The organism is Streptomyces sp. A012304 (assembly GCF_026008495.1).
Classification (GTDB): domain Bacteria; phylum Actinomycetota; class Actinomycetes; order Streptomycetales; family Streptomycetaceae; genus Streptomyces.
The window spans coordinates 96,519-118,950 of sequence record NZ_BQUN01000188.1; the positions used below are offsets into that span (position 1 = coordinate 96,519).

Annotated in this window: 23 protein-coding genes; 11 read left to right on the forward strand and 12 right to left on the reverse strand. The window is 72.4% G+C overall.

The genetic code is table 11. The features are described from left to right. Positions 1-124 precede the first annotated feature (124 nt). Positions 125-619 (forward strand): hypothetical protein, encoded by a 495-nt coding sequence (locus tag ALMP_RS38415; RefSeq protein ID WP_264936613.1) that lies wholly within the window; start codon positions 125-127, stop codon positions 617-619. Here the strand turns inward: ALMP_RS38415 and ALMP_RS38420 are convergent. The 4 genes from ALMP_RS38420 to ALMP_RS38435 all read right to left on the reverse strand — a co-directional run bounded on the left by ALMP_RS38420 (position 591) and on the right by ALMP_RS38435 (position 3,304). After that, positions 591-1,208 (reverse strand): nucleoside triphosphate pyrophosphatase, encoded by a 618-nt coding sequence (locus ALMP_RS38420; RefSeq protein WP_264936614.1) that lies wholly within the window; start codon positions 1,206-1,208, stop codon positions 591-593. The genes ALMP_RS38415 and ALMP_RS38420 overlap by 29 nt on opposite strands. Positions 1,209-1,248: 40 nt before the next feature. Next, the gene (gene mmpB / locus ALMP_RS38425; protein ID WP_264936615.1) at positions 1,249-1,377 is read right to left on the reverse strand and encodes a morphogenic membrane protein MmpB; all 129 of its coding nucleotides are present in this window, start codon (positions 1,375-1,377) and stop codon (positions 1,249-1,251) included. A gap of 79 nt (positions 1,378-1,456) precedes the next feature. After that, entirely contained in the window at positions 1,457-1,663 is a 207-nt protein-coding gene (locus ALMP_RS38430; protein ID WP_264936616.1) for an acyl-CoA carboxylase epsilon subunit, read from the reverse strand. Between the two features lie 9 nt (positions 1,664-1,672). After that, positions 1,673-3,304 carry an acyl-CoA carboxylase subunit beta gene (locus ALMP_RS38435; RefSeq protein WP_264936617.1) on the reverse strand — a complete coding sequence of 544 codons (1,632 nt, stop codon included), beginning with the start codon at positions 3,302-3,304 and terminating at the stop codon, positions 1,673-1,675. A 110-nt stretch (positions 3,305-3,414) separates the two neighbouring features. Here ALMP_RS38435 and ALMP_RS38440 point away from each other — a divergent pair, with 110 nt between their 5' ends. After that, on the forward strand, positions 3,415-4,275 hold the full coding sequence (locus ALMP_RS38440) for a biotin--[acetyl-CoA-carboxylase] ligase (RefSeq protein WP_264936618.1): 861 nt from the start codon (positions 3,415-3,417) through the stop codon (positions 4,273-4,275). A 336-nt stretch (positions 4,276-4,611) separates the two neighbouring features. Further along, positions 4,612-5,772: an adenylate/guanylate cyclase domain-containing protein gene (locus ALMP_RS38445; RefSeq protein ID WP_264936619.1), complete on the forward strand. Its 1,161-nt coding sequence runs from the start codon at positions 4,612-4,614 to the stop codon at positions 5,770-5,772. 9 nt (positions 5,773-5,781) lie between these two features. On the opposite strand, the gene ALMP_RS38450 is transcribed toward ALMP_RS38445, so the two are convergent. After that, positions 5,782-6,426, reverse strand: coding sequence for a hypothetical protein (locus ALMP_RS38450; protein ID WP_264936620.1), 645 nt, complete (start codon positions 6,424-6,426; stop codon positions 5,782-5,784). 214 nt (positions 6,427-6,640) lie between these two features. On the opposite strand from ALMP_RS38450, the gene ALMP_RS38455 reads away from it, so the two are divergent. The 3 genes from ALMP_RS38455 (at position 6,641) to hutH (ending at position 10,333) form a co-directional block, all read left to right on the forward strand. After that, positions 6,641-7,444: an enoyl-CoA hydratase/isomerase family protein gene (locus ALMP_RS38455; protein WP_264936621.1), complete on the forward strand. Its 804-nt coding sequence runs from the start codon at positions 6,641-6,643 to the stop codon at positions 7,442-7,444. Positions 7,445-7,541: 97 nt separating this feature from the next. Beyond that, positions 7,542-8,684 carry a GGDEF domain-containing protein gene (locus tag ALMP_RS38460; protein ID WP_264936622.1) on the forward strand — a complete coding sequence of 381 codons (1,143 nt, stop codon included), beginning with the start codon at positions 7,542-7,544 and terminating at the stop codon, positions 8,682-8,684. 110 nt (positions 8,685-8,794) lie between these two features. Beyond that, on the forward strand, positions 8,795-10,333 hold the full coding sequence (gene hutH / locus ALMP_RS38465; RefSeq protein ID WP_264936820.1) for a histidine ammonia-lyase: 1,539 nt from the start codon (positions 8,795-8,797) through the stop codon (positions 10,331-10,333). A gap of 52 nt (positions 10,334-10,385) precedes the next feature. Here the strand turns inward: hutH and ALMP_RS38470 are convergent, their stop codons facing one another. Further along, positions 10,386-11,189, reverse strand: a complete 804-nt coding sequence (locus ALMP_RS38470) for a hypothetical protein (RefSeq protein ID WP_264936623.1) — start codon at positions 11,187-11,189, stop codon at positions 10,386-10,388. A gap of 43 nt (positions 11,190-11,232) precedes the next feature. After that, positions 11,233-11,523 carry an LPXTG cell wall anchor domain-containing protein gene (locus ALMP_RS38475; protein WP_264936624.1) on the reverse strand — a complete coding sequence of 97 codons (291 nt, stop codon included), beginning with the start codon at positions 11,521-11,523 and terminating at the stop codon, positions 11,233-11,235. A 130-nt stretch (positions 11,524-11,653) separates the two neighbouring features. On the opposite strand from ALMP_RS38475, the gene ALMP_RS38480 reads away from it, so the two are divergent. Continuing rightward, positions 11,654-12,031, forward strand: a complete 378-nt coding sequence (locus tag ALMP_RS38480; protein WP_264936625.1) for a hypothetical protein — start codon at positions 11,654-11,656, stop codon at positions 12,029-12,031. 237 nt (positions 12,032-12,268) lie between these two features. Further along, positions 12,269-13,519, forward strand: a complete 1,251-nt coding sequence (locus ALMP_RS38485; RefSeq protein WP_264936626.1) for an Ig-like domain-containing protein — start codon at positions 12,269-12,271, stop codon at positions 13,517-13,519. A gap of 52 nt (positions 13,520-13,571) precedes the next feature. On the opposite strand, the gene ALMP_RS38490 is transcribed toward ALMP_RS38485, so the two are convergent. Next, positions 13,572-14,645: a hypothetical protein gene (locus ALMP_RS38490; RefSeq protein WP_264936627.1), complete on the reverse strand. Its 1,074-nt coding sequence runs from the start codon at positions 14,643-14,645 to the stop codon at positions 13,572-13,574. Between the two features lie 221 nt (positions 14,646-14,866). Between ALMP_RS38490 and ALMP_RS38495 the strand changes: the two genes are divergently transcribed. Both ALMP_RS38495 and ALMP_RS38500 read left to right on the forward strand, forming a co-directional pair. Next, positions 14,867-16,315, forward strand: a complete 1,449-nt coding sequence (locus ALMP_RS38495) for an ABC transporter permease (RefSeq protein ID WP_264936628.1) — start codon at positions 14,867-14,869, stop codon at positions 16,313-16,315. 100 nt (positions 16,316-16,415) lie between these two features. Continuing rightward, positions 16,416-17,099 carry an ABC transporter ATP-binding protein gene (locus ALMP_RS38500; protein WP_264936629.1) on the forward strand — a complete coding sequence of 228 codons (684 nt, stop codon included), beginning with the start codon at positions 16,416-16,418 and terminating at the stop codon, positions 17,097-17,099. A gap of 37 nt (positions 17,100-17,136) precedes the next feature. On the opposite strand, the gene ALMP_RS38505 is transcribed toward ALMP_RS38500, so the two are convergent. The 4 genes from ALMP_RS38505 to ALMP_RS38520 all read right to left on the reverse strand — a co-directional run bounded on the left by ALMP_RS38505 (position 17,137) and on the right by ALMP_RS38520 (position 21,209). Further along, a complete protein-coding gene (locus tag ALMP_RS38505; protein ID WP_264936821.1) occupies positions 17,137-18,720 on the reverse strand; it encodes a PLP-dependent aminotransferase family protein in 1,584 nt (527 codons plus the stop codon). 11 nt (positions 18,721-18,731) lie between these two features. Next, on the reverse strand, positions 18,732-19,472 hold the full coding sequence (locus ALMP_RS38510; RefSeq protein WP_264936630.1) for a B3/4 domain-containing protein: 741 nt from the start codon (positions 19,470-19,472) through the stop codon (positions 18,732-18,734). Between the two features lies 1 nt (position 19,473). Continuing rightward, positions 19,474-20,073, reverse strand: a complete 600-nt coding sequence (locus tag ALMP_RS38515; RefSeq protein ID WP_264936631.1) for a LysE family translocator — start codon at positions 20,071-20,073, stop codon at positions 19,474-19,476. Between the two features lie 209 nt (positions 20,074-20,282). Continuing rightward, positions 20,283-21,209 carry a helix-turn-helix domain-containing protein gene (locus ALMP_RS38520; protein ID WP_264936632.1) on the reverse strand — a complete coding sequence of 309 codons (927 nt, stop codon included), beginning with the start codon at positions 21,207-21,209 and terminating at the stop codon, positions 20,283-20,285. Positions 21,210-21,380: 171 nt separating this feature from the next. Here ALMP_RS38520 and ALMP_RS38525 point away from each other — a divergent pair, with 171 nt between their 5' ends. After that, on the forward strand, positions 21,381-22,424 hold the full coding sequence (locus ALMP_RS38525) for an NAD(P)-dependent alcohol dehydrogenase (RefSeq protein ID WP_264936633.1): 1,044 nt from the start codon (positions 21,381-21,383) through the stop codon (positions 22,422-22,424). Positions 22,425-22,432: the final 8 nt, after the last annotated feature.

Consider the following 22,432-nt stretch of genomic DNA (forward strand, 5'->3'; position numbering starts at 1 on the left):
ATTCTTTGCCGCGCGCAGAACCCTTGTCCCGGGGTTTACCCGTTAGTAGCGTTCGCGATGTCTCGAACGTACTAGGGGTGATCGCAGTCCTGCTCGGGGCTGGGTCGAAGGTGGGTGGATCCCGGTGGTGCGCAGACCGGTGGCGTGCGTGGTGGCGGTCGTGCTGTTCGCCGAGGCGCTCGGCGTCGCGGCGCTGAACTGGTTCCTCGGGATCGTCGTCGACCGCCAGGACATGTCCCTCGCGGGCCTGGACCCGGACATGATGTCGACGTCCTCGAAGGCCGGCGGGATCGTCTTCGGCCTCTACTTCGCCCTGTGCGCCCTGGTCGCCCTGCTGGCGGGGGTGCGCGACCGGTCGCCGGCCGGCTTCGGCCGCGTCCTGCTGATCAGCGCGGCCGTGGTGCACGGGCTGCTCGGCGCGTTCGTGTGGGGGCTGGTCGGCTGGAAAGCCTTCCTGTTCATGATGGTCGTGCTGGCGCTGATCGTGCTGCTGCTGATGACCTACGACCGCCGCGAGGAGCCGGGGGCCGCCACGCCCCGGGACGACGCCCCGCAGGAGGACGCCCCGGGGGGCGGCGGCCCCGCTCCGGTCACTCCGCCGGCGCCCACAACTCCGTGATGCCGACGCCCAGCCGGCCCAGCAGCCGCCGCACCAGGGGCAGGCTGATCCCGATCACGTTGCCGTGGTCGCCGTCGATGCCGTCGATGAACGGCGCCGAACGGCCGTCGAGGGTGAACGCGCCCGCCACGTACAGCGGCTCGCCCGAGGCGACGTAGGCGGCGATCTCCTCGTCCGTCGGCTCACCGAAGCGGACGACCGTGGAGGCGGTCGCGGAGGCGTACCGCCCGCTGAGCGTGTCGTAGACGCAGTGCCCGGTCTGGAGCGTGCCGGCCCGGCCGCGCATCGCCTTCCAGCGGGCGGTGGCCTCCTCGGCGTCCGCGGGCTTGCCGAGGGCCTCGCCGTCCAGGTCGAGGACCGAGTCGCAGCCGATCACCAGCGCACCCTTGACCTCGGGTTTCGCGGCCACCACGGAGGCCTTCGCCTCGGCCAGGGCGAGCGCCAGCTCGGCGGGGGTGGGGGCGGTGACGGCGTCCTCGTCGACGCCGCTCACGATCACCTCGGGGGCCAGCCCGGCCTGACGCAGCAGGCCCAGCCGGGCGGGGGACTGGGAGGCGAGCACGAGACGGCGGCGCGGCTGATCAGTCATGCGGTCAGCGTAGCGCCGGCGCCGGTCCGGGCGGCCGCCGTCACCGCAGGCCGATGACGAGCATCGCGATCACCATGGCCAACGCGAGGAAGCAGCCGAGCCGCCTCAGGGTCTCCTGCATCTCGCGGAGTTCCTTGGGCGGCTCGTTCCTCGGGTCGGACCACAGCATGCTTCCAGCGTGCGGCCTGCCCGGCGGGGCGCGCCTGAGTACGCGTACTCAAGTCGGTGTGCCGGGCGGGCCGCCGCCCTCAGCTCGGCCAGTAGGTGCGGGTCCATGTCGAAGGGCCCGGCTGGGGCAGGCGGGTGCCCGCGATCCTGGCCGGGTCGGCCCACGCGTCCTTCGCCGTCGGCGCGCCGGGCGGCGTGACGGACGCCGCCGCGGCGCGGGCTCGGACCACCGCCAGGGCGGCGGCGAGCTCCTCCGGGGTCGGGTTGCCCCGTACGACCTTGATCACAGCGGCTCCTTACAGGGGGATGTTGCCGTGCTTCTTCGGAGGCAGGGATTCCCGCTTGGTGCGCAGCTGACGCAGGCCGCGCACGATGTGGCGGCGGGTGTCGGACGGCATGATCACCGCGTCGACATAGCCGCGCTCGGCCGCGATGTACGGGTTGAGGAGGGTGTCCTCGTACTCCTGGATCAGCCGGGCGCGGACCGCCTCCACGGGCTCGGGGCTGTCGCCGCTCGCCTCGGCCTCCGCGATGGTGCGGCGGTGCAGGATGTTGACGGCGCCCTGCGCGCCCATGACGGCGATCTGGGCGGTGGGCCAGGCGAGGTTGAGGTCGGCGCCCAGGTGCTTGGAGCCCATGACGTCGTACGCGCCGCCGAAGGCCTTGCGGGTGATGACGGTGATCAGCGGGACGGTGGCCTCGGCGTAGGCGTAGATCAGCTTGGCGCCGCGGCGGATGATGCCGTCGTGCTCCTGGTCGACGCCGGGCAGGAAGCCCGGGACGTCGACGAAGGTGATCACCGGGACGTTGAAGGCGTCGCACGTGCGCACGAAACGCGCGGCCTTCTCGCTCGCCTTGATGTCCAGGCAGCCGGCGAACTGCATCGGCTGGTTGGCGACGATGCCCACCGGGCGGCCCTCGACCCGGCCGAAGCCGGTGAGGATGTTCGGCGCGAACAGCGGCTGCGTCTCGAAGAACTCGGCGTCGTCCAGCACGTGTTCGATCACCGTGTGCATGTCGTACGGCTGGTTCGCGCTGTCCGGGACCAGCGTGTCCAGCTCCAGGTCCTCGTCGGTGACGGACAGGTCCGCCTCCTCCGGGAACGCCGGGGGCTCGCTGAGGTTGTTCGACGGCAGGTAGCTCAGCAGCTGCTTGACGTACTCGATGGCGTCCTTCTCGTCACCCGCCATGTGGTGCGCCACGCCGGAGGCGGAGTTGTGGGTGCGGGCGCCGCCCAGCTCCTCGAAGCCGACGTCCTCGCCGGTGACCGTCTTGATGACGTCCGGGCCGGTGATGAACATGTGCGAGGTCTGGTCGACCATCACCGTGAAGTCGGTGATCGCGGGGGAGTAGACCGCGCCGCCCGCGCACGGGCCGACGACGAGCGAGATCTGCGGGACGACACCGGAGGCGTGCGTGTTGCGGCGGAAGATCTCCCCGTACGCGCCCAGCGAGGCCACGCCCTCCTGGATGCGGGCGCCGCCGGAGTCGTTGATGCCGATGACCGGGCAGCCCGTCTTCAGCGCGAAGTCCATCACCTTGACGATCTTCTGGCCGTAGACCTCGCCGAGGGCTCCGCCGAAGACGGTGAAGTCCTGCGAGAAGACGGCGACCGGCCGCCCGTCGACGGTGCCGTACCCGGTCACGACGCCGTCTCCGTACGGCCGGTTCTGCTCCAGACCGAAATTGGTGGAGCGGTGGCGGGCGAACTCGTCCAGCTCGACGAAGGAGTCCTCGTCGAGCAGCAGCTCGATCCGCTCACGGGCCGTCAACTTGCCCTTGGCGTGCTGCTTCTCGACGGCACGTGCGGAGCCGGCGTGCGTCGCCTCCTGGACACGGCGCTGGAGATCCGCGAGCTTGCCCGCGGTCGTGTGGATGTCGATCCCTGGGGACTCTTGGATCTCGCGGCGCTCTTCCGGCTCGGACATCGGGATGCGGCTCCCTGCCTGCTCAAAAGGGGGGACGGTTACTCATCCGTAGCGTAGTGCTGTGCCTCACGATCGGCAGTGCGGCGTTTACCACACCTAGGGTGGCTTGCATGACGCCGCGAGATGCATCAGACGCCCATCGCTGGTCCGACCTGGACCGTCCGCCCCTCAACGCCGCCGCGCTGCGGCGTGGGCTCGTCCGGGAGGGCGGGCTGTGGTCCGACGTGTCGGTCGTGCCACGCACCGGCTCCACCAACTCGGACCTGGTGGCCCTCGCGGTCGCGGGCAAGGCGGCGGAGGGGGCCGTCCTCGTCGCCGAGGAGCAGACCGCGGGGCGCGGCCGGCTGGACCGCCAGTGGTCCGCGCCGCCCCGCTCGGGCCTGTTCTTCTCCGTCCTGCTGCGCCCCGCGGAGGTCCCGGTGGAGCGCTGGGGCTGGCTGCCGCTGCTGACGGGCGTCGCGGTGGCCACCGGGCTGTCCCGCGCGGCCGGCGTGGACACGGCACTCAAATGGCCCAACGACCTGCTGGTGACCGTCGGCGGCGAGGAACGCAAGGCCGGCGGCATCCTGGCGGAGCGGGCCGGCCCGGACGGCGTCGTCATCGGCGTCGGCGTCAACGTCACCCTCCGGACGGACGAACTGCCCGTGCCCCAGGCGGGGTCGCTGGCGCTGGCCGGCGCGGTGAGCACGGACCGCGACCCGCTGCTGAGGGCCGTGCTGCGCTCGCTGGAGGACTGGTACGGCCGCTGGCGCGCGGCGGGCGGTGACCCGGCCGCCTGCGGGCTCCAGGAGACCTACGCGGCGGGCTGCGCGACCCTCGGCCGCGAGGTCCGCGCCGAACTGCCGGGCGACCGCTCCCTCACCGGCGAGGCCGTCGCGGTCGACGGCGACGGCCGACTCGTCATCGCCACGGAAGAGGGCGTCCAGCAGCCGGTGGGCGCCGGCGACATCATCCACCTGCACCGCCAGTGACCCACCGACGGGACCGGTCCGCACCGGGGTCGGGCGTCTCCTGCGGCGGGGGTGGCTCGACGGCGGGGCCGGCCTGCGCCCACCCAGGGGCGCGGGAACTGCGCGATCGGCCGCCGACGGCCCGCGGCCGGGCGTGAAGGATCAGTCCCCACCTGGAACCGCGGCGGGAGCCCAGGGAGGCGCGGCTCCCCGGGGCGCGTCGACGGACCGCCGGCGCCGAGGAGGCGCCGCACCCCCCACCCCCCGGCTCGACCTGACGGAGTGAGCTGGCGCACACCTGCCGTAGAGTTGAGGCCGGTCGATACCTGACCGCGGTAGATCGGAAGGGCAGCAGGCGTGACCGTCGACGACACGGGCTCCGGCGCGGGCGCGGACGGCCGGGTGGACCCTCTCCCGCGCTCGACCTCGATCGAGCGGGAGGACCCCCACGCCGCCGACACCGGCGACGACCCGCTCGCCCTGCGTCTCGAACAGCTGATTCTGGGCGCCGAGCGGCGCTACACCCCCTTCCAGGCGGCCCGCAGCGCCGGTGTCTCCATGGAGCTGGCGTCCCGCTTCTGGCGGGCGATGGGCTTCGCCGACATAGGCCAGGCGAAGGCGCTCACCGAGGCCGACGTACTCGCGCTGCGCCGGCTCGCCGGTCTGGTCGAGGCGGGCCTGCTGAGCGAGGCCATGGCGGTGCAGGTGGCCCGTTCCACCGGGCAGACCACCGCCCGGTTGGCCGAGTGGCAGATCGACTCCTTCCTGGAGGGGCTGACCGAGCCGCCCGAGCCGGGCATGACCCGCACCGAGGTCACCTACCCCATCGTCGAGCTGCTCCTGCCCGAGCTGGAGGAGTTCCTGGTCTACGTGTGGCGCCGGCAGCTCGCCGCCTCCGCCGGCCGGGTCGTGCAGGCCGCCGACGACGAGGAGATGGTCGACCGGCGGCTGGCGGTCGGCTTCGCCGACCTGGTCGGATTCACCCGGCTGACCCGCCGGATGGAGGAGGAGGAGCTCGGCGAACTCGTCGAGGCCTTCGAGACCACCGCCGCCGACCTGGTCGCCGCGCGCGGCGGACGGCTCATCAAGACCCTCGGCGACGAGGTGCTCTACGCCGCCGACGACGCCGGTGTCGCCGCCGACATCGCGCTGCGGCTCGTCGAGACGATGAGCAACGACGAGACGATGCCGGAGCTGCGCGTCGGCATGGCGTTCGGCACGGTCACCACCCGGATGGGTGATGTCTTCGGCACGACCGTCAACCTGGCCTCCCGCCTGACGTCGATAGCGCCCCGGGACGCCGTCCTCGTCGACAGCGCCTTCGCGGAGGAACTGATCCGTACCGGTGAGGCCCCGGCCTCGGAGGCGGAGGCCGCCGAGGAGGCGGCCGCGGCGGAGAAGGAGGGCGAGGAACCGCCGTCCTACCGTCTCGCGCTCCAGCCGATGTGGCAGCGGCCGGTGCGCGGGCTCGGCGTGGTGGAGCCGTGGCTCCTGACCCGGCGCGGCGGCGGAGTGTGAGTCGCCCGTTCAGCGCTGGGGCGCGCTGAGCGGGTCGACGCAGAGGCCGACGACCGGGACGCACAGACCGGGGTGGTCCGGCGCCGGGCCGGGAGCGGCCGTGCCCGGGGCGGGGGCCGGGGGCCCGGGCGGCGCGGGCGGTCGCGGGGCGGTTCTCGCGGGCGCGGAAGCCGGAGCCGGGGGCCGCGCCGGGCTGCGCGGGGCGTAGAGGCCGCTGGGCGTGAGCACGGGCGAGGTCGGAGAGAACGTGGGCGCCGTCGCCGGGGTCGGGCCCGGTGTGGGGCTCGCGCTCGGGGTGCCCAGGGGGGCCGTCGCGTGCGGAGCCGGCACGGTGGCCGCCGCGGGGGTCGCCCGGTCGGTGTCCGTAGCGGCGGCCGTGCCGAGGGGCTCGGGGTACGGCCCGGCCTCCGCGGTCCCGGAACCGCCCACGCCCGGGTCGGAGGCAGCCAGTCGTACGAGGCTCAGCGCGCCGGCCACCAGCGCGAGGCCGACCGCGGCGAACAGGGCCTTGCGGGGGCGCGGGCGGCGATGCCTGCCGCGGGCGCGCGGTGCCCATGGACGGGCCGGCTCGGCCGGACCCGCGCCGCCCGACTCGCCGTGTCCCGTGTGCTCCGCGACGGTCGCGGACGGCGTCCTCACCGGTGTAGTCGTCATGGCCTTCTTTCCCCGATGCGTGCGCGCCCCCGATACGCCGTGGCGCACGCACGTTATGCGCTCCCCTGGGCGGTGCGGGAGGAGTCGGGCGAGATGTCACTCGAACGGGTGGTCGGGCCCGAGATGTCGCATCCGGTCCGCCCTTTCGCCGGCGGGGCGCGGCTGCGATGATCGGCGGGCGAGAGTTGTTAACCCGCGTTAACCGGAGGGTGTCATGAGCGAGGAACGGTTCGGGGAGTTCGTGCTGGTGCGGCGGCACGGGGGCGGCGGGCACGTCGCGGAGCTGGCCCTCGACCGGCCGAAGGCCATGAACGCCGTCTCCACGGAGATGGCCCGGTCCGTCGCCGCCGCCTGCGCGGTGCTCGGCGGCGACCGGGACGTGCGCGTGGTCGTCCTCACCTCCACCCACGAGCGGGCCTTCTGCGTCGGCGCCGATCTGAAGGAGCGCAACTCCTTCACCGACGCCGACCTGGTGCGCCAGCGGCCCGTCGCGCGCGGCGCGTACACCGGCGTGCTGGAGCTGCCGGTGCCGACGGTGGCGGCGGTGCACGGGTTCGCGCTGGGCGGCGGGTTCGAGCTGGCGCTGTCCTGCGATGTGATCGTGGCCGACCGTACGGCCGTGGTGGGGCTGCCCGAGGTCTCCGTAGGTGTGATCCCCGGCGGCGGCGGGACGCAGTTGCTGCCCCGGCGGGTGGGTGCGGCCCGGGCGGCCGAGCTGATCTTCAGCGCGCGGCGGGTGGAGGCCGTGGAGGCGCGGGAACTGGGGCTGGTGGACGTGCTGGTGGAGGAGGGCCGGGACCGCGAGGAGGCGCTGGCGCTGGCCGCGCGGATCGGGGCGAACTCCCCGGTGGGGCTGCGGGCGGCCAAGCGGGCGCTGAGGCTCGGGCAGGGGCTGGATCTGCGGGCCGGTCTGGAGGTGGAGGACGCGGCGTGGCGGGCGGTGGCGTTCTCGGGGGACCGGGCGGAGGGGGTCGCGGCGTTCAACGAGAAGCGCAAGCCGGTGTGGCCGGGGGAGTGAGTCTCCGTCGGATCCCAGTGCCCGGCGCCGGGTGCGCGAGTCACTCCATGTGCCCACCGGGTGTCTCCTTTGTGGCAAACATCCCTAACCTGGGGAGATGGGTGACGACAGACGTCTAGCGGCCGTGGTGGCGCTCGCACAGGGGATGGCGGCCGCACACACCCCCAGGGAGTCATGGCGGGCCGCGGCGCTCGGCGCGTGCCGGGCGCTGGCCGGCGCCTTCGCCGCGCTCTCGGTGTGGGAGCGGGAGCTGGGGCGGCTGCGGGTCCTGGTGAACGTGGGCGACCGCACCGCGGACGAGGACGAGTTCCCGGACGGTGAGGCCTACCCGGTGCACCAGTTCCCCGAGATCACCGAGTTCCTGCACGAACGCTGGGCGGCCGGCGGTGAGCCCAACGCCTGGGTGGAGACGGCCGACGGACCCGCCGCCGGCCGGCCGGGCTACTGCCACCAGAGGGTCGCCGCCCTGCGCCGGCGCGGACGCGGCTCGTGCGTGGTCGCGCCGATCGTGCTGCACGGCCGCGCCTGGGGCGAGCTGTACGTGGCCCGCTCCTCGGGCACCCCCGTCTTCGACCGTGCCGACGCCGACTTCGCCACCGTCCTGGCCGCCGTCGTCGCCGCCGGGATCGCGCAGACCGAGCGGCTGGAGGAGGCGCGCCGGCTCGCCTTCACCGACGCCCTCACCGGCCTGGCCAACCGCCGCGCCGTCGACGTACGGCTGGAGGAGGCCGTGGAGCGGCACCGGACGCGGGGGGACGTGGTGAGCCTCGTGGTGTGCGATCTCAACGGGCTCAAGCGGGTCAACGACACGCAGGGGCATGCCGTGGGGGACCGGCTGCTGGAGCGGTTCGGGTCGGTGCTGTCGCTGTGCGGGGCGATGCTGCCGGGGGCGCTGGCCGCTCGCCTGGGCGGCGACGAGTTCTGTCTGCTTGCGGTCGGGCCGTCCGCCGACGACGTGGTGAAGGTCGCCGACGAACTCTGCCGCCGGGCCGCCGAACTGGAGCTCGGGGAGGGCGTGGCCTGCGGGGTCGCCTCCACCGAGGACCCCATCGGGCCGGTGTCCTCCGCCCGCCGGCTGTTCCGGCTCGCGGACGCCGCCCAGTACCGCGCGAAGGCCGTACGGGCCGCCCGGCCGGTGGTCGCGGGGCGGGCGGGGCCCGACGATCCCGTCGTCCGCCTCGCCGACCAGCCGCCGCGGGGACCGGCCGCCGAGCGGCGCAGCTTCCGGGGCCGGCCGTGAGACGAGGGGCCGTCGGTGAGCCGTCAGGCATGTGACCCGTCGGTAAGGGGTGGACCCGGCCCCCACTGGTGACATCCTCGTCTTCACTGCGTACGCTCCTGAATATGGATATGCACACTGTGGTGGTGGGGACGTCCGGGGTGACCGCGTCCGACGTGCTCGCCGTGGCGCGCGGCGGCGCCCGGGTCGAGCTTTCCGGGGAAGCGGTCGCGGCCCTCGCGCGGGCCCGCGAGATCGTGGACGCGCTCGCGGCCAAGCCCGACCCCGTCTACGGCGTCTCCACCGGCTTCGGCGCTCTCGCCACCCGGCACATCAGCCAGGAGCTGCGCGCCCAGCTCCAGCGCAACATCGTCCGCTCGCACGCCGCCGGCATGGGACCGCGCGTGGAGCGGGAGGTCGTACGGGCCCTGATGTTCCTGCGGCTGAAGACGGTCTGCTCCGGGCACACCGGCGTCCGGCCCGAGGTGGCGCGGACCATGGCCGACCTGCTCAACGCCGGCATCACCCCGGTCGTCCACGAGTACGGCTCGCTCGGCTGCTCCGGCGACCTCGCCCCCCTCTCCCACTGCGCCCTCACGCTCATGGGGGAAGGGGACGCCGAGGGCCCCGACGGCGTCGTACGGCCCGCCGCCGAACTCCTCGCCGCGCACGGCATCGCCCCCGTCGAGCTGCGCGAGAAGGAGGGACTCGCCCTCCTCAACGGCACCGACGGCATGCTCGGCATGCTGATCATGGCCCTGGCCGACCTGGACACCCTCTACAAGTCCGCCGACGTCACGGCCGCCCTCTCCCTGGAGGCCCTGCTCGGCACGGACAAGGTGCTCGTGCCCGAGCTGCACGCCATCCGCCCGCACCCCGGGCAGGGCGCGTCCGCCGCCAACATGCTCGCGGTGCTGAAGGGTTCCGGGCTGACCGGGCACCACCAGGACGACGCGCCGCGCGTCCAGGACGCCTACTCGGTGCGCTGCGCCCCGCAGGTCGCCGGCGCCGGCCGCGACACCATGGCGCACGCGCGCGTGGTCGCCGAGCGCGAACTGGCCTCCGCCGTCGACAACCCGGTCGTGCTGCCCGACGGCCGCGTCGAGTCCAACGGCAACTTCCACGGCGCCCCGGTGGCCTACGTCCTCGACTTCCTCGCCATCGCCGTCGCGGACCTCGCCTCCATCGCCGAGCGGCGCACCGACCGGCTGCTGGACAAGAACCGCAGCCACGGCCTGCCGCCGTTCCTCGCGGACGACCCGGGCGTCGACTCCGGGCTGATGATCGCCCAGTACACGCAGGCCGCGCTGGTCAGCGAGTTGAAGCGGCTCGCCGTGCCGGCGTCGGCGGACTCCATCCCGTCCTCCGCGATGCAGGAGGACCACGTCTCCATGGGCTGGTCGGCGGCGCGCAAGCTGCGCACGGCCGTCGACAACCTCACGCGGGTGCTCGCCGTCGAGCTGTACGCCGCCACGCGGGCGGTGGAGCTGCGCGAGGGCCTCACCCCGGCGCCCGCCACACAGGCGGTCGTCGACGCCGTACGGGAGGCGGGGGTGCGAGGGCCCGGGCCCGACCGGTTCCTGGCGCCCGACCTCGCGGCGGCGGACGCCTTCGTGCGCGAGGGGCGGCTCGTCACGGCCGTGGAGAAGGTCACCGGACCGCTGCGCTGAGACGGCTCGGGGCCCCGCCGTACGGTGACGGCGGGGCCCCGAGGCCGGGCGTCTACTTGGGGAGCTTGGCGACCTGGGCGTCGATCACGGCCGCCGGCACGTCGGTCGACTTGCCTTCCGAGAGCCCGGAGAAGTCCACCGTGTAATACGTGGCGACGATGGTGCCGACCCGGACCACCTCGGTGTGGAAGGTGGCCGTGCCCTCACCGTCCATGTCGGAGTCCACGGTGAACGCCACCGACTCGTCCCCGCTGCCGGAGGCCTTCTCCGAGGCGACCTTGGTGATCTTCTGCTTCTGGCCCTGGGCGGTGATGCCGAACCCGCCGGCGCAGGCCGTGACCCCGTCGGAGACGGCCTTCACGGCCTTCTGGGCGCCGTCGCCCTGGTACGAGGACAGGCCCACGAAGGTCATGTTGACCTTGAACGCGTTCTCGATGTCGGAACCGCTGATGTCCTCCGGCGCCTTGGTGGCCGCGCCCGACGCGACGTCCTCCGTGAGGGTGTTGCTGGCGTTCGCGTCCGTGTCGCCCGGAGCCAGACCGGACATGGCGTGGGCGAGCGGCGCGCACTCCGCCTTGTCGGTCTTCACCTGGTCCTTGGAGGCCGGCAGGGTGTCGTCACCCGAGCTGACCTTGTACCCCTTGGCCTCGCCCTGCGCGAGGAGCAGCTTCTCCAACTCGGCCGCGCTCAGCGCCTCCGCGGCCGGGGCCGACGACGAGGAGGAGTCCGAATCCGATCCCTTGGATCCCTTGGACCCCTTCTTCGACCCCTCGTCCGAACAGCCCGTGATGAGGGCGAGCGACAGCGCGCTCACAGCGATCGCGGCGCAGAGCCGCGCCCCCGATGATCTTTTCATGAGGCGGACTATGAAGGCGTGGTCAAGCGGGCGTCAAGTCAATTCAAAAACCCAGGCGTTCCCGGCGAACGGAATAAACCACGAAGCCCGCGCCGAGGGCGAGGAACGTCGTGCCGCCGACCACGTACGGGGTGGTGTCGAAGCTTCCGGTGTCGGCGAGGCGGACGCCGTCGTCCGTCCCGGCGGCGTCGGAGGTGTCCGCCGAGGCGGCCCGCGCCTGGGTCGTGACCTGCGTCGACGTCTCCGTTCTGGCCGGGGTGTCCTGAGTCGCGTTGGCGTTCGGGACGAACCACAGGGCGCACAGGAGGGTCCCCGCGGCGGTGGCGGTCAGCAACGGACGGCGAGCGGATGACACGGAATATCGATCCCCTTGTGACGCTGGCGAATTGGCCGTGTGGACCGATGCTAATGAAAGGCGCGGGTCGCGGGAAAGTCACGGGAGCCCGGAGCCTTACCCTCCGGGCATGAGCACTGAAGAGTCATCACGTTATGTCCGGCTTCGTGTGGAACTCGTCCTGGAGATCGACGACGAGGACGCCGTGACGCGTGCCGCGCTGCGGCGGCTCGACGAGGAGGCGCGGGACCCGGCGACGCCCGAGAGCGAGCGGGCGCACGCCGAGAGCGCTGTGACGGAGGACACCGCGGAGGCCCTCGCCTGCCTCGTCGACCCGTTCGACCTGGTGGGGAGGATCCCGGGCGTCGAACTGCACCAGGCCTCCTGGTCCTGTGAATCCGTCGACCACGACCCCGATTCGCCGGACCGCTACCTGGACGAGGATGATGTCGACGAGGACGACGGGGCGGCCGGCGAGGACGACGGCCGCGGGGGCGGCATCGGCTGAACGTCTTGGGGAATTCGTGACCCCGGGCGGCAACCACCCCCCGGGGTTCCGTCGTCTCAAGGGACGCACTGACCGACACCCGCGCCATCGTGGCCCCGGGCGGACCACCCGCCCCGGCGGCGTGGCGTGGCCCACACATTCGACAGATGTGGAACGGGACGAACCGGTCGTAGCGTTGAAGTTCTTGACGGGGACTCTCGGGCTTTTTGGGAATCGGCGACGATGGAGAAGCGTGTGATGACGGACAGTAGGCGGCGCAGGGGTCTCATGGCCGCGTCCGCCCTGCTCGGCGGTGTTCTGGTGCTCTCTGCGTGTTCCGGCGGTGACAGCGGCGCCTCCGACAGCGACAAGGGCAGTTCCTCGCAGGCCAAGGCCGACGAGGCGGCGGCGCAGAAGGCGTCCGAGGCCCAGATCAAGATCACACCCGCGGACGGCTCGAACAACGCCTCCATCAACAACTCCGCGGCCGTCACGGTGAGCAAGGGCACCCTGACCCAGGTCACGATGACCACCGCCGACGGCACCGCGGTGGAGGGCGAGCTCTCCGCCGACAAGACCAGCTGGAAGCCGAGCGGCCAGCTCGAGCGCTCCACCACCTACAAGCTCGCGGCGACCGCGAAGGACTCCGACGGCCGCGAGGCCCACGAGAACGCGTCCTTCACCACGGTCTCCCCGGCCAACAGTTTCATAGGCAACTTCACGCCGGAGGACGGCTCCACCGTCGGTGTGGGCATGCCGGTGTCGATCAACTTCAACAAGGAGATCACCAACAAGGAGGCCGTCCAGAAGGGCGTCACCGTCACCTCCAGCAGCGGTCAGGAGGTCGCCTGCCACTGGTTCAGCACCGTGCGCATGGACTGCCGGCCGCAGGACTACTGGAAGGAGGACTCCACCGTCACGCTGAAGCTGGCGCTCGACGGTGTCGAGGGCGCCGAGGGCGTCTTCGGCGTCCAGCAGAAGACGGTCACCTTCAAGATCGGCCGCAACCAGGTCACGTACGTCGACGCGAAGACCAAGCAGATGAAGGTCACGCAGGACGGCAAGACCATCAGGACCATCCCGATCTCCGCCGGCTCGCCCGAGAACAAGACGTACGAGGGCCAGATGGTGATCTCCGAGAAGTTCAAGGAGACCCGGATGAACGGCGCGACGGTCGGCTTCACCGACGACGACGGCAAGGGCGAGTACGACATCAAGGACGTGCCGCACGCCATGCGCCTGACCACCTCCGGCACCTTCGTGCACGGCAACTACTGGGGCGCGAAGTCCATCTTCGGCTCGGTGAACACCAGCCACGGCTGTGTCGGCCTGTCCGACACCAAGGGCGCCAACGACCCCAGCACGCCGGGCTCGTGGTTCTACAACAACTCGATCATCGGTGACGTCGTCGTCGTCCAGAACACCGGCGACAAGACCGTGGCCCCGGACAACGGCCTCAACGGCTGGAACATGGACTGGGCCCAGTGGAAGGCCGGCTCGGCCCTCTGATCCCATCGCCGAAGGCGGCCACCCCGACCGGGGGCGGCCGCCTTCGCGCTGTTCAGGTGTCCTTGGGAGGGGGCTTCGCGAACCTGCGCCGCTTGCGCTCCGGCTTCACCTCCGGATCCCGCCCGGCGGTCCGGACGTTCTCCAGGAGGAACTCCCCCTGCCGGTCGACGGAACGGGTCACGACCTCCTGGAGAATGCCGAACGCGACCGCCCAGGAGATGATCTGGGTCGGGGTGTCGAGACCCGTCAGACCCGGGAAGAAACGGCCGCTGAGGAAGAGGAGCCCGATGACGGCCGTGAGCGCTCCGACCGGAAGTCTCAGCAGGAGCAGCGCCATGGCCACGTGGTAGGGCCCGGCGGTACCCCGCACCTGGCGCAGGGACGCCGCCCCGGCGACGGCCGCGCCCGTCATCCCCACGAACTCGATGAACCACACGCTTGACCAGCTCGGTTCGTCGCCGAACGGACACACCGTCGGTACCGCGTCGGGGTCGTCCGGATTCTCCGGGAAACAGAAACGGCGGCCCACGGCCGGCTCGACGAGGGCCCACATCGCGAAACCCACGGCGATCAGCGCCATGGCGGTGGTGGCCCCGCACACGATACGGGTGAAGCTCCGCACCCTCGCCCGCTCCGCCTCCTCGGCCTGGTAGGCGGCGTGCAGTGTGCTGACGAGCAACTCCCGGTCGACCTCCTGGATGTGCGTGACCTGCGTACCCTGCGGTTTCAGCTGCTCCTCCAGGTGCTGGAGCCGCAGGTCGTCCGGGTCGAGATGCAGACGCGCCTGAGCCAGGACGGGCACTCCCCTCCAGCGCAGTTCACCGGCGGGGACGATCCGCAGGAGCGCGACCTCCGCTTCGTGGAGGTTCGCCAGGGCGCCGTCCGTCGTCCTGTCGAAGCGCCACCAGCGCCCCTTGTACTTCAAGGAGTGCCGCGCGGACGCCAGATGCGCCTCGGCCTTCGCGATGAGTTCCGCGTCGGCGGGGTCGGCGGCGGTGACCTGGCTCCTCAGCCGGTTGATCTGCCCCTGGAGGTCGGCGACATGGGCGGTGGCCCGCTGGGACCAGGAGGAGCGCTTGGGCCAGACGACATCGCCGTCGCCGTCCAGGACCGGGCTTCTGGCCATATCTACTCCCCGCGGCTATGGCGCGGCCCCTGTTTCATTGAATCCTCGCGTGGGAGGTTCCGCAATTCGGGGCGTTGGTCCCTCCTTGTGGTTTTTCTCCTCTGTATGTTTGACGGTTTGACAGGTCGGTGAGGGTTCGCCTCGCACCCCGGACAGCCTTCTCATCCTTCTCTTATGCCGGCCTTATTCCTTCATCACGAGCCGTCCCTAGCTTGCGGCGCATGTTCTTCACCTACCTGAGGCGCGAACTGCGCCGCCGTAGAAAGGCGGCCCTCGTCGTCGCCTCCGGACTCGCGCTGGGCATCGCGCTGGTCATCGTCGTCACCTCCGTGTCCGCCGGCATGGGGAAGGCCCAGGACAAGGTCCTGCAGTCCCTGTACGGGCTGGGTACGGACATGACGGTCACCAAGGCCGCGTCGCCCACCGCGAACCCCTCCGAACGCCCGCGTTTCCAGTTCGACGCGCAGGACGACGGCTCCGACGCGGAGCAGAGCAGCGACCGGGTCTTCGTCCAGGGCTTCCAGACCCTGTCGACCTCGACCGTCACCCAGGTGAGCGAGCAGAACGGTGTCTCCGACGCGGTCGGCGGGCTGAGCCTCCAGGTCCTCAAGGTCAGCGGCCAGTTCACACGCGGTCAGTTCCAGCAGGGCGCCAACGGCGGCCCGCAGGGCGGGCAGGACGGCCGGCCGCAGGGCGAAGTGCAGGGCGGTGGCGCCGACTTCGACGTCAACAACTACTCCGTCTTCGGCACCGACGTCACCGAGCCGGCGCTCGGCCCGCTGACCTCCTCCAAGATCACCAGCGGCCGTACCTTCACGTCGACGGAGACCGACGCCGAGGTCGCCGTCCTCGACTCGGCCTACGCCAAGGAGAAGAACCTCAAGGTCGGTTCCACCGTCACCATCAAGAACGTCAAGTTCTCGGTGGTCGGCATCGCCACCGCCGACAGCGGGGACGCCGCCGCCGACGTCTACATCCCGCTGACGCAGGCCCAGACGCTCGGCGACGCCAAGGCCAAGGTCACCACGATCTACGTCAAGGCGACCGACTCCCAGAAGATCGACAGCGTCAAGTCCGCCATCCAGAAGAACGTCTCCGGTACGACGGTGACGACCTCCGCGGACCTCGCCGACACCGTCTCCGGGTCCCTCTCCACGGCGTCGTCGCTCGCCACCAGCGTCGGCAAGTGGCTGTCGATCGCGGTGCTGGTCGCCGCGTTCCTCGTCGCCGGCCTGCTCACCTCCTCGGCGGTCTCGCGGCGCGTGCGGGAGTTCGGCACGCTGAAGGCGCTGGGCTGGCGGTCCGGCCGGGTCACCCGGCAGGTCGTCGGCGAGGCCATGGCCAACGGCCTCCTCGGCGGCGCACTCGGCATCGCGCTCGGCCTGGCGGGCGCGTACGCCGTGACCGCGATCAGCCCGACGCTCCAGGCAGAGCTGGGCGGCGGCGGTGGCGGTACGGGCGGCCCCGGCGGGGATGGCGGCTTCGGCGGCGGCCCCGGCCGGCAGGCCGCCGCCCGGACCCTCGACGTCGCCCTCACGGCCCCGGTGAGCATCACGACGGTCGCCCTCGCCGTCGCCCTCGCCGTGACCGGCGGCCTGATCGCCGGCGCCTTCGGCGGCTGGCGCGCCTCCCGCCTGCGCCCGGCGGACGCACTGCGCCGCGTCGAGTAGACGCGGGGCGGCGACCCGTCGGCACGGGCCTTGGCCGTCTGGCAGTGGCCGACCTCACCGTGCCCCCACCTCACCCCTTCCACTCCAGGAGCTGTGTCCCATGTACGAACTCAGAGGCGTCACCAAGCGCTACACCCGTGGCAAGGAGACCGTTCACGCCTTGGACGGTGTCGGGCTGACCATCCCGGACGGTGACCGGCTCGTCATCCAGGGGCCCACCGGGGGCGGCAAGTCGACGTTGCTCCAGATGCTCGGCGGTCTCGACCGGCCGTCCGAGGGCGAAGTCGTGCTCGACGGCGTCGATCTCGCCACGCTGTCCGAGGCGCGGCTGACGAAGGTGCGCAGCGAGAACATCGGCTTCGTCTTCCAGTCCTTCAACCTCATCCCCACCCTCACCGCGCAGGAGAACGTCGAGACGGCGCTCGTCCCCCTCGGGGTGAAGGCCAGGGAGCGGCGCACGCGGGCCGCCGAGGCGCTGGAGTCGGTCGGGCTCGGCGAGCGCCTCGGGCATCTGCCCGGCGAGATGTCCGGAGGTCAGCAGCAGCGCGTCGCCATCGCCCGCGCGCTGGTGAAGCGGCCCAAGGTGCTGCTCGCCGACGAACCCACCGGCAACCTCGACGAGGGCATGCGCGACGAGATCATGGACGTGCTGGAGGCCCTGTGGAAGGAGCACGGACTGACTTTCGTCATGGTCACCCACGACTCCGCGATCGCGAAGAAGGCCCCGCGCGTCGCGACGATCCGCAAGGGCGGGATCACGGTGAAGGAGCACGCCGCGAGCTGACGGACCGTGTCGGGTGAGGGATGCCGGTGAGCTCAGGTCAGCTCAGTTCGCGCAGCGCCTCGCCGATGCTCGCCACCCCGTCCGGGATGACCCCGGCCGGGGTGGCCGCGTAACCGAGGACGAGGCCGGGGCGGCCGGGCCGCTGCCGATGCCAGGACAGCGGCTGCACCTTCACGCCCCGGGCGAGCGCGGCGGCGGCCAGTTCCGTGTCGGGCACGTCCGGCGCGTAGGTGACCGTGAGGTGCAGGCCCGCCGCCGCGCCGTGCACCACCGCGCCCGGCAGACGGCCGGTGAGGGCATGGATCATCGCGTCCCGCCGACGACGGTGACGGCCGCGCAGCAGCCGTAGATGCCGTTCCAGGCCGCCGGACTCCATCAGCCGGGCCAGGACCAGCTGGGGCAGCACGGCGTTGCCCAGATCGGTGAAGCGTTTCGCGTCGACCAGCGCCTCCCGGTGGCGGCGCGGCGGTACCGCCCAGCCGATCCGCAGCGCGGGCGCGAGCAGCTTGGACACGCTGCCCAGGTAACAGACCCGGTCGTCGAGGAAGGCGCGCAGGGCGGGCACCGGCGGCCGGTCGTAGCGGTGTTCGGCGTCGTAGTCGTCCTCGATGATCAGGCCGCCGTCCGCCGCCCAGCGCAGCAGCTCCCGGCGGCGCTCACCGCTCGTCACCACACCCGTGGGGAACTGGTGGGCGGGCGTGAGCAGCACCGCGCGGGCACCGGTGGCGCGCAGCGCGTCCACTCGTACGCCGTCCTCGTCGACCGGTACCGGCGGGGCGGCCAGGCCGCCGTGTTCCAGGTGCTGGCGGGTGCCGAGGGAGCCGGGGTCCTCGACGGCGACGGCGTCGATGCCGTCCGCCCGCAGCACGGGGTGCAGCAGGGTGAGCGCCTGCGCCGTTCCCGCGACGACGAGCACCTCGTCCGGCTCCACCCGGATGCCGCGCCCGCGCGCCAGCCAGCCGGCGACGGCGCGGCGCAGCTCAGGGGCGCCGCGCGGATCGCCGTAGCCGAGGTGCTCGGCGGACAGCTCGCCGAGCACGGCCCGTTCCGCGCGCAGCCAGGCCGAGCGGGGGAAGGCCGTGAGGTCGGGCCGGCCCGGTGTGAAGTCGACGCGGCAGGGAGCGGCACGCAGCGCGTCGAAGACGTCGGCGCCCGGTGTGCCGAGGAACAGCGCGCCCGGCGGGGCGGCCCCGGCCGGCGGTACCGACGGCGGTACCGACGCGGTGGAGACCGCGACCACCACCGTCCCGCCGCGTCGGCGCCCCTCGACACGGCCGTCCTCGGTCAGCCTCCGGTAGGCCTCGGCGACCACCCCACGGGAGACCCGCAGCTCGGCGGCGAGCACCCGGGTGGGCGGGAGCCTGCTGCCCACGGTCAGCCGGCCGTCGGCCATCGCGCGGCGCAGCTGCCCCACCAGCCAGTCGGCCTTGCCACCGGGAGGCGCGGCGTCGGCGTCGAGCTGGAGGAAGTCCGAGCCGTGGGCGTGGGCAGCCGATCCGTCCCCCAGCGCCGATCCGTCCCCCGACGCCGATCCGTTCCCCGACGCCGATCCGTCCCCCGCCGCGGGGGCGTCCGTCGTAGGGCCGCCCGTCACCCGTTCCCGCTCGCCCACGCCGCCCATGCTGCCACGGGTCACCCCGGCCGCCGCTCCCCGTCCGCGGCCGGGCCCGGGAGGACGAACTCCGGTGCGGTGGGGGTGAGGACGGCCGTCACCGGGTCGGTCGGCCAGTGCGCGGCCAGCTCCTCGGCGACGGTCTTCAGCAGCGCGGGCACATCGTCCTGCCCGCCCTCGTGCAGGGCCTCCGTCACCACGAGGATCCGGCGGGTGTGCGCCCCGACCGCGGAGTGACCGCTCTGCCGGTTGGTCCAGCGCCGGGCATGGGACCGCCCGGCCGAGTCGGCGAAGATCACCTCACCGGGGGCGGGATGCTCGGTGCCGCCGCCGAACGCCGTGTACCGCTCGTCGCCCCGCGCGGGACGCACCTCCAGCAGCGGCCCGGCGATCCGGTCGGCGTCCAGGGCCGCCACCGGGATCGCGTACGCCGCCGAGATCGCGTTGCACAGATCGACCACCGGATGGATGCGCGGCAGGCTCCCCTCCCTGCGCAGCCGCCGCAGCAACGACTCCGAGGCACAGCGGTACTGCGTGGGACGCAGCCCCATCCGGGCGAACGCCCGCCGCCACGCCAGCACTTCGGCGAACCCGCTCTCGCCGCCGACGGCCAGCCGGTCCAGCGCGCGGGAGATGTACTCGGTGACGCGCGGGGCCACCTCGGCTGTGGCGTCGACCCCATCGGCGTACAGGGCGCCGGCGACCAGACCGGGGTGGTCGCGACGTACGGCGTCCGCGTGCCGGAAACGCAGGGAACCCATGTCACGCCACCGCCAGCCGCGCGCCCAGGCCCACGAAGCAGACCGCGAACACCCCGCGCACGCCGGTCATCACCCGGGGGCGCGCCAGCAGCCGCTCCCGCGCGGCGGCGGCGCACACCCCGTACACGGCGAACACGACGAAGGTCACGGCCATGAAGACCCCACCGAGCCGGAGCAGCGCGCCGACGGAACCGCCGCTCGGCACGAACTGCGGCAGGAACGCCACGAAGAAGAGCGTCAGCTTCGGGTTGAGCAGATTGCCCAGCACCGCGGAGACGATCACCCGGGCCGCCGGCCTCGGCTCGCCGCTCCCCTCTACCGTGAGCGCCCCCTTGTCGCGGACCACGGCCCACGCCAGGTACAGCAGCCAGCCCACCCCGAGGTACTTCACCGTCTCGTAGGCGACCGCGCTGGTGTGCAGCAGCGCGGCCAGGCCGGTGACGGACGCCAGCAGGTGCGGCAGGACGCCCAGGGTGCAGCCGAACGCGGCGATCACGCCCGCGCGTCGGCCGTGGGCGAGACCGGCGGCCAGGGTGTACACCACCCCGGTGCCGGGGGTGACCGCCATCACCAGGGCGGTCAGCAGGAACGCGATGCTCAAGGAAAACCTCCGCGGGCTCGACGCCGACGCCGGCGTTCCCCTCACCCTGCCGCCCTCATGGTCCGTCCGACAGGGCCAAAGAAGGCCCGTCCGACAGGTCCAAAACAGCGGTCGCCGAGCGCCGAGGTGTGGCTGGGAGCCGTCCTGCCGGAGGCGATGCGCCCTACCGGGGTGTGGAGTCCCGTGGCGCGGGGACCCGCCGGTGCCGGTCAGATCAGTCCGGCCCGTCCGGCGTCCCCCGCCCGCGTCGCGTCCGTCCCCCAACTGGCCAGCAACCGCAGCGCCTCCGCCGACGGCGACCCCGGCTCCGCGTAATACGTCACCAGCGACAGATCACTGTCGTCCGCGAGCCGGAACCCCTCGTAGTTCAGGGACATCTCACCCACCAGTGGATGCCTCATCCGCTTCACGCCGTGGCTCTTCTCCTTGACGTCATGGGTGGCCCACAGCCGCCGGAAGTCCTCGCTCTTCACCGACAGCTCACCGACCAGCGCGGACAGCCGGGGATCGTCCGGATAGCACCCGGCGTCCATGCGCAGCACGCACACGATGTCGATCGCCTTCTGCTCCCAGTCCACATACAGCTCGCGGTACTCGGGACGCAGGAACACAAGCCGCGCCCAGTTCCGCTCCTGCGCCGGCATCCGGGCCCAGTCGCCGAAGACGGCCGCCGCCATCCGGTTCCACGCGAGGATCTCCGTGCGCCGCCCCCCGATGTACGCCGGCACCCCGTCCATCGCGTCCAGCAGGTGGCGCAGCGAGGCCCGCGCCTGCTGCGGCCGCGCCGCCTGCTTCTTCTTGTGCTTCGGCTTGGCCAGGTGCGTCAGATGGGCGTGCTCGGCGTCGGTCAGCCGCAGCGCACGCGCGATGGAGTCCAGCACCTCCGCCGACACGTTCCGGCCGTTGCCCTGCTCCAGGCGCGTGTAGTACGCCACCGACACCCCGGCCAGCTGTGCCAGCTCCTCGCGCCGCAGCCCCGGCACCCGGCGCTGCCGCCCGAAGTACGGCAGCCCCACGTCCTCCGGCTTCAGCCGCGCCCGCCGCGTCCGCAGGAACTCGCTCAGCTCGGCACGCCGGTCCAGGGCACGGCCGGCCTCGTTGGCGGGCTCCTGCACGGGCTCGGGGTGTTCGTCCATGCCGCAAGTATTCCCGGTCGTACGCACACGAGCCTGACCCCGCCAGTGGTAGGCACGGCGAACGTACGCAGACCCGTGATCTGGGTGGACGCCCGGGCGTCCGGCAGGCTGGTCGCCGTGCCCGGCCGAAGGCAGCCGGGCACAGGACACCCCCGCAAGGAGATCCCCGGCATGACCACCACCGTTGCCGCGTACGCGGCCCCCGCCGCCAAGGCCCCGCTGGAGCGCACGACCATCGAGCGCCGCGAGGTCGGCGAGTACGACGTCCTGATCGACATCAAGTTCGCCGGTATCTGCCACTCCGACATCCACCAGGCCCGGGAGGGCTGGGGCGAGGCGATCTTCCCGATGGTGCCCGGCCACGAGATAGCCGGCGTGGTCTCGCAGGTCGGCGCCGGCGTGACCAGGTTCGCCGTCGGCGACCGGGTGGGCGTCGGCTGCCTGGTCGACTCCTGCCGCGAGTGCGAGAACTGCGAGGCCGGCCTGGAGCAGTACTGCCTCAAGGGCGGCGTCGGCACGTACAACGCCCTCGACAAGAACGGCGAGCCCACCTACGGCGGCTACTCGGAGAAGATCGTCGTCGACGAGAACTACGTCGTCCGCATCCCCGACGGCCTCTCCCTGGACGTCGCCGCCCCGCTGCTGTGCGCCGGCATCACCACGTACTCCCCGCTGAGGCACTGGAACGCCGGCCCCGGCAAGAAGGTCGCGATCCTCGGCATGGGCGGCCTCGGCCACATGGGTGTGAAGATCGCCCACGCGCTGGGCGCCGAGGTGACGGTCCTGTCGCAGTCGCTGCGCAAGAAGGACGACGGCCTCAAGCTGGGCGCCGACCACTACCACGCCACCAGCGACCCGAAGACCTTCGAGGAGCTGAGCGGCACCTTCGACCTCATCCTCTCCACCGTCTCCGCCCCGCTCGACCTGGACGCCTACCTGTCCCTGCTGAAGACGGACGGCGCCTTCGTGAACGTCGGCGCGCCCGAGGAGCCGGTCAAGCTGAACCTGTTCTCGGTGATCGGCGGCCGCAAGACCCTCGCCGGCTCCGGCATCGGCGGCATCCGCGAGACCCAGGAGATGCTGGACTTCTGCGCCGAGCACGGCCTCGGCGCGGAGATCGAGCTGATCAGCGCGAGCGAGATCAACGACGCCTACGAGCGGGTGCTCAGCAGCGATGTGCGGTACCGGTTCGTGATCGACACGGCGACGATCTGAGCCGTGCC